We start from the raw sequence: 4,429 nt of genomic DNA on the forward strand, positions 1-4,429 counted from the left end.
AATCTTGGCGCCACCATCGGGGAGGAATCACGATGCCGAGCCAGAGCTTCCAGCACGCCTCGCTCGACGACTCCAAGCTCGACTGCCTGCGGGGTCTCGAGCGCCGGCTCGGCAAGGTGTTGGTGGCCCTCGAGCCCCGAGCGACGCTCGCGGCTCTCTCCGACGCCGAGGTCGCGCAGGTGAAGGAAGCGGAGCAGCAGCTCGGCGTGGTGCTCGTCGCCTAAGAACGCTCTTGACCGGCTCGTCGAAGCGGGGGCATCGTTGCCGACGCCGAGCACACAAGCGCCATCATCGAGCGCGCGCGCCTTGGCGAAGCGCTCGGCGCCCGAGCGGGCGGAGCTGCGGCTCGGCGAAGTCGTCAACGATGTCCTTGCGCGTCAACAACGCGCACGCATGTCGTCGAGGTCCGGCTTCGCGTCTACGTCGCGCGCATGGCTGGCCATTTGACATAACGACTCCTCTCGGACATTCGGATCCCCGCTTGAATGTCCTATCCGCCCTTCGACGCGGCCGCGTGCATCGGCTGCGGCGCCTGCGTCGCCTCGTGCCCGAACGCAGCGGCGATGCTGTTCACCGCGGCGAAGGTCCGACACCTGAACACGCTCCCGCAGGGTCAGCCCGAGCGCGACGCGCGGACTCTCAAGATGGTGGCCGCGATGGGTCGCGAGGAGTTCGGAACCTGCTCCAACCACGCCGAGTGCGAGGCCGTGTGCCCGAAGGGCATCCCGCTCGAGTTCATCGCGGACCTGAACCGAGACCTGATCCACGCCGCGTTCCAACGACACCGCGAGCCGGTGCGCATCCTCGGCGTGCCGCAGCACGCGGCTCACGAGGACGTGTAGGACGGGCGTCCACCGCTCGAAGCTTCCAACGAGGAGATCGCCCTATGCCCTACCAGACCATCAATCCCTTCACCGAAGAGCTGCTCGAGAGCTTCGACGAACACACGAACGCCGAGCTCGAGAAGATCCTCCGAACGGCTCGAGACAACTACGAGCATGACTGGAGTCAGAGATCGCTTGCGGAGCGCAGAGTCGTCATCAAGAGAGCGGCCTCGATTCTGCGCGAGGAGATCGATGACTTCGCGCGGCTGGTCACGCTGGAGATGGGCAAGCTGTTTGGCGAGGCCCGCGCGGAGGTCGAACTGAGCGCCGACATTCTGGACTACTACGCCGACAGGGCGCAGGAGTTTCTCGCGCTCCAGATGCTGCACGTCGAGCAGGGCGAGGCGGTGATCGAGAGCGCACCGATCGGCGTGCTCTTCTGTGTGGAGCCTTGGAACTTCCCGTATTACCAGCTGGCCCGCGTCGCGGGGCCGAACCTGATGGCGGGTAACACGCTCGTCGTGAAGCATGCGCCGAACGTGCCGCAATGCGCGTTGGCCTTCGAGAAGCTGTTCCGCAACGCCGGCGCTCCGCGGGGCGCCTATACGAACGTGTTCCTGTCGAACGAACAAGCTGCCAGGGCCATCGCGGACCCGCGCATCAACGGAGTGGCCCTGACGGGCAGCGAGAGAGCGGGTGCGGCGGTCGGTTCGGAGGCCGGCCAGGCTCTCAAGAAGAGCACCCTGGAACTCGGTGGCAGCGATGCCTTCATCGTGTTGGACGACGCGGACATGGATACCGCGATCAAGTGGGGCTTCTGGGGTCGGATGAACAACACAGGGCAATGCTGCGTTGCCGCCAAGAGGTTCTTGCTCGACGACCGGATCGCGGATGCATTTCTCGAGCGGTTCCAGAATAAACTCAAGACGCTGGTGTCGGGAGATCCCTTCGATCCCATGACTACGCTGGGACCTCTGTGCACGGCTGCGGCGCTCGAGCATGTGCTTCAGCAGATCAAGGAAGCGGTCGACCACGGCGCCAGACTGCTGATGGGTGGAGCGCGACTCGAGCGTCCTGGCTACTTCCTCGCGCCAACCATCCTGACCGACGTGAGGCCGGACAATCCCGCCTACCATCAGGAGTTCTTTGCCCCCGTGGCGCTCGTGTTCCGCGTCGGTGGCGAGGGGGAAGCCATTCGACTGGCCAATGACTCGCCTTATGGGCTCGGCGGCACGGTGATCACGCGGGACATCGAGCGAGGAAAGCGAGTCGCGCGCCAGATCGATACCGGCATGGTCTGGATCAACGAGGCGACCTGGACGGCGCCCGAGCTGCCATTCGGAGGCGTCAAGAACTCGGGCTACGGGCGAGAGCTCTCGCAACTCGGGATGGGTGAGTTCGTGAACAAGAAACTGATCCGAGTGGCCGCGAGCTGATCCGTGCGCCGCTCCGCCGCCACGCCTCGGCGCACCGCGACCCGCTCATGAGGACATCTGGAACATGACGAAGACAGCCGAACGAAATTCCTATTCGCACGCGGAGCTCCTCAACCAGCCGATCCTCAACAAGGGGACGGCGTTCGGGGAGGACGAGCGGAGCTCTCTCGGACTGCACGGGCTCTTGCCGCCGCAGGTCGAGACCCTCGAGCAGCAGGTGGCGCGCGCCTACGAGGCGTACCGGCGCAAGAACGAGGACCTGGAGCGGCACATCTACCTGCGCGCGCTCCAGGACACGAACGAGGTGCTCTTCTACCGGCTGCTCCTCGATCACATCGAGGAGATGACGCCGATGGTCTACACGCCGGTGGTCGCGCAGGCGTGCCAGCAGTTCAGTCACATCTACCGCCGGCCGCGCGGCCTCTTCGTCTCCTACCCGCTGCGAGACTCCATCCCGGCGCTGCTGCGAAACCGTCCGAACCGGGAGGTCGACGTCATCGTCGTCACGGACGGCGAGCGCATCCTCGGGATCGGCGACCAGGGCGCGGGTGGACTCGGCATCCCGATCGGCAAGCTGTCCCTCTACACGCTGATCGGCGGAATCCGGCCGGAGCGAACCTTGCCGATCGTGTTGGACGTCGGGACCAACAACCCGGAACGACTTCGCGATCCCGAGTACCTCGGCTGGCGCCACGAGCGCGTCACCGGTCAGAAGTATTTCGACTTCGTCGAAACGTTCGTCCGCGCGGTGCAGCAGGAGCTCCCGGATGCCTGTCTCCAGTGGGAGGACTTCGCGACGCCGCACGCGCGCCCGATCCTCGAGCGCTACCGGGACGAGCTGCTGACGTTCAACGACGACATCCAGGGCACCGCGGCGGTCGCACTCGGCGCGATCGTCGGCGCCGTCGAGGTCGCCGGAAGACGCTTGCGCGATCAGCAGATCGTCATGCTCGGCGCCGGCTCGGCGGGGATCGGCGTCGCCGATTTCCTGCGCGGCGCGATGCGCGACGACGGGCTCTCCGAGGAGGACGCGCGCCGCCGCTTCTGGGTGATCGACAAGGACGGGCTGCTGCATTCGGGGCGCACGGACCTCAGCGCCGAACAGCGCGTGTACGCGCAGCCGCGCGAGCGAGTGGCCGATTGGCCGTCGCCCGGGCAAGGCGGGATCGGGCTCGGCGACGTGATCCACCGAACCGAGGCGACGATCCTGATCGGCCTGTCGACCGCGCACGGCGCCTTCACGGAAGCGATCGTCCGCGAGATGGCGCACAAGATAGACCGTCCGATCGTCTTCCCGCTGTCCAACCCCACGTCGAGATCGGAAGCGACGGCCGAGGAGCTGATTCGCTGGTCGGACGGCCGTGCGCTCGTGGCCACCGGATCTCCATTCGCGCCGGTCCACCACGGCGGGCGGACGATTCCGATCGCGCAGTGCAACAACATCTACATCTTCCCAGCGATCGGTCTCGCGGTATCCGCCGCGCGCGCCCGGCGCATCACGGACGGCATGATCCTCGCCGCCGCCCGCGCGCTCGGGGACCAATCGCCGGCGCTCCACGACGCCTCCGCGTCGCTCCTGCCGGGGCTCGCGAATCTTCGCGCCGTGGCGGCAGCGATCGCGCTCGCGGTCGGCCTCGAGGCGCAACGCGCCGGAGTGGCGCCGAAGACGAGCGAAGCGGAGCTGCGCCAGCGCGTCGTCGCAACGCAGTGGACGCCCGCCTACCCGTCCTGAGCGATTCGACATCATGTCCTCGCCGATCTCGCCGAGGGAGGTGATCAACCGGGGTCGCTACGGCGGGCGGCTTCGTCGAAATGCACCCTTCCGGACGGCTTAGACGCGAGCGTGCTCCTCCTCGTCGCTTGCCTCGCTGAGCGCCAGGTACCGGAGAAGAACGGAGGAGCATGGATCAAATACTGCTGGCTGTTGCGGTGATCATCGCCGCGACGCTCCTGGCAGGCAGCGTGGCGAAGCGACTGAACCTGGGTTCGATCGTGGCGCTGCTCGCCGTCGGAATGGCGCTCGGACCCCATTCTCCGCGGCCACTGTTGACCGGTCACGTCGAGGAGCTGCAGACGATCGGCGAGATCGGTGTGATGTTGCTGCTCTTTCTCGTGGGTCTCGACACCGAACCGCGCAGACTGTCGTCCATGCGCCGCCTCTTCTTCGGT

Annotated in this window: 5 protein-coding genes; all 5 read left to right on the forward strand. The window is 66.5% G+C overall.

What is annotated here, in order from left to right; genetic code table 11:
* Positions 1-32: 32 nt before the first annotated feature.
* Entirely contained in the window at positions 33-224 is a 192-nt protein-coding gene (locus VMS22_23020) for a hypothetical protein (GenBank protein HXJ36919.1), read from the forward strand.
* A gap of 261 nt (positions 225-485) precedes the next feature.
* The gene (locus tag VMS22_23025; GenBank protein HXJ36920.1) at positions 486-842 is read left to right on the forward strand and encodes a 4Fe-4S dicluster domain-containing protein; all 357 of its coding nucleotides are present in this window, start codon (positions 486-488) and stop codon (positions 840-842) included.
* 44 nt (positions 843-886) lie between these two features.
* Positions 887-2,260: an NAD-dependent succinate-semialdehyde dehydrogenase gene (locus VMS22_23030; protein ID HXJ36921.1), complete on the forward strand. Its 1,374-nt coding sequence runs from the start codon at positions 887-889 to the stop codon at positions 2,258-2,260.
* Positions 2,261-2,324: 64 nt separating this feature from the next.
* Complete coding sequence (locus VMS22_23035) at positions 2,325-3,992, forward strand: NAD-dependent malic enzyme (GenBank protein ID HXJ36922.1); 1,668 nt, start codon at positions 2,325-2,327, stop codon at positions 3,990-3,992.
* Positions 3,993-4,189: 197 nt separating this feature from the next.
* Positions 4,190-4,429, forward strand: a 240-nt coding sequence (locus VMS22_23040) for a cation:proton antiporter (protein HXJ36923.1), incomplete at its 3' end; no start/stop codon positions are given.

This window comes from Candidatus Eisenbacteria bacterium, from assembly GCA_035577985.1.
Taxonomy (GTDB): Bacteria; Desulfobacterota; Binatia; order DP-6; family DP-6; genus DATJZY01.

Bases quoted from the DNA above. Each gene is read 5' to 3' on its own strand.
- VMS22_23020 (HXJ36919.1), top strand. From the start codon at position 33: ATGCCGAGCCAGAGCTTCCAGCACGCCTCGCTCGACGACTCCAAGCTC.
- VMS22_23025 (HXJ36920.1), top strand. From the start codon at position 486: ATGTCCTATCCGCCCTTCGACGCGGCCGCGTGCATCGGCTGCGGCGCC.
- VMS22_23030 (HXJ36921.1), top strand. From the start codon at position 887: ATGCCCTACCAGACCATCAATCCCTTCACCGAAGAGCTGCTCGAGAGC.
- VMS22_23035 (HXJ36922.1), top strand. From the start codon at position 2,325: ATGACGAAGACAGCCGAACGAAATTCCTATTCGCACGCGGAGCTCCTC.